The sequence below is a fragment of the Actinacidiphila sp. bgisy144 genome (genome assembly GCF_057708105.1).
The window spans coordinates 1-1,945 of the sequence record NZ_JBYIRM010000091.1 but is presented as its reverse complement, the minus strand read 5'-3'; the positions used below and the strand labels follow the sequence as shown (position 1 = coordinate 1,945).

The window sequence follows — 1,945 nt, the reverse complement described above, 5'->3', positions numbered from 1 at the left end:
TTGGCTGCTGCGACGGTGTTGGGTTGGGTGCAGGAGTGGCTGGCCGATCCCGAGACGGACAACGCGCGGTTGGTGGTCTGGACCCAGGGCGCGGCTACCGGGCAGGATCTGGCGGGCGCGGCGGTGGTGGGTTTGGTGCGTTCGGCGCAGTCGGAGCATCCGGGGCGTGTGCTGCTGGTCGACGTTGACCCGGCCACCGACCTGGACCCGACCCGGGACGTTGACGTGGACACCGTCCTGGCCCTGGCCTTGGGCGCTGATGAACCCGAGGTCCGCATCAGTTCCGGGGATGGGACTGTGGCGGCGTTCGGGCGTCGGCTGGTCCGGGCGGGTGCGTCGGGTGAGTTGGTGTTGCCTGGTGGTTCGGGTTGGCGGGTGGAGGTGGCGGAGCCGGGTGATCTGGGCAGTGCGGCGGTGGTCGATGCTCCCGAGGCGGGCGCTGTGTTGTTGCCGGGTCAGGTCCGGGTGGGTCTGCGGGCGGCGGGCGTGAACTTCCGCGATGTGGTGGCCGGGCTGGGAATGGTTGCGGACGGCCGGATGCTCGGTGGGGAAGGCGCGGGCGTGGTGCTGGAGACCGGTCCCGGAGTCACCGGCCTGGCGGTGGGTGAGCCGGTGATGGGTTTGGTGCCAGGGTGGGGCCCGGTCGGGGTCGTCGACAGCCGGCTGGTGGCTGCGGTGCCGCGGGGGTGGTCGTTCCAGCAGGCCGCATCCGTGCCGGTGGGATTCATGACCGCGTTTTATGCGTTGCGGGATCTGGCCCAGGTCCGTCCGGGGGAACGGGTGCTGATCCATGCCGGTACCGGCGGGGTGGGCACGGCTGCGGTGCAGCTGGCGCAGGAATGGGGTTTGGAGGTCTTCGCCACCGCGAGTCCGGCCAAGCAGGCGGCGTTGCGGGCGATGGGCATCGATGAGAGCCACATCGCCTCGACACGCGATCTGGCGTTCTGTGAGCGGTTCTTGGCCGTGACCGGTGGTGCGGGTATGGACGTGGTCGTTAATGCTCTGGCGGGGGAGTTCACGGATGCCTCGCTGCGGTTGTTGCCGCGTGGTGGGCGGTTCGTCGAGATGGGCAAGACCGATATCCGCAACCCCGAGCAGGTCGCCCAGACATACCCTGGGGTGATCTATCGGGCTTTCGATCTGATGGATGCCGGTGTGCCGCGGGTCGGGGAGATGCTCGCGGAGCTCGGCGGCATGTTCGAGGCCGGGATACTGAAGCCGCCGCCGGTCACGTGCTTCGAGCTGTCGCAGGCGGTCGCCGCACTGCGTCATCTGCAAGCTGCCCGGCACATCGGCAAGGTCGTACTGAACGTCCCCGCCCAGTGGGACCCCCAAGGCACCGTCCTGGTCACCGGTGGCACGGGGACGTTGGGCGGGGAGTTGGCCCGGCACCTGGTCACCGTCCGTGGCATGCGGCATCTGGTGTTGCTGTCGCGACGCGGCCCGGCCGCACCGGGCGCGGCGCGTCTGGTCGCGGAGCTGGCTGAGCTGGGCGCGGACGTCCGGGTGGAGGCCGGCGATGCCGCCGACCGTGACGCCCTCGCCACGGTCCTGGCCAAGATCGCAGTCGACCGGCCGCTGACGGCAGTGGTGCACGCCGCCGGTGTGATCGACGACGCGACGGTGGAGTCGTTGACGCCGCAGCGGATGGCACCGGTGCTGTCGGCGAAGGCTGACGCGGCCTGGAACCTGCACGAGCTGACCGAGGACGCGGGCTTGGCCGGGTTCGTTCTGTATTCGTCGGCTGCGGCGGTCATGGGCAGCGCGGGGCAAGGCAGTTACGCCGCCGCCAACGCGTTCTTGGACGCGCTGGCTGTCTATCGCCGGGATCGGCATCTGGCTGGTCAGTCGCTGGCGTGGGGCCTGTGGGAACAGACCTCGGAGATGACCGAGCAGCTGGAGGGCGCGGGTCGGTCCCGTCTGCGCCGCGGCGGTGTTCAGCCGT

Annotated in this window: 1 protein-coding gene; it reads left to right on the top strand. The window is 70.2% G+C overall.

Features of this window, described 5'->3' with window-relative positions:
* Positions 1-27 precede the first annotated feature (27 nt).
* Positions 28-1,945: MDR/SDR family oxidoreductase (locus AC3EVP_RS36810; protein ID WP_435138127.1), on the top strand; the 1,918-nt coding region annotated here is incomplete at its 3' end.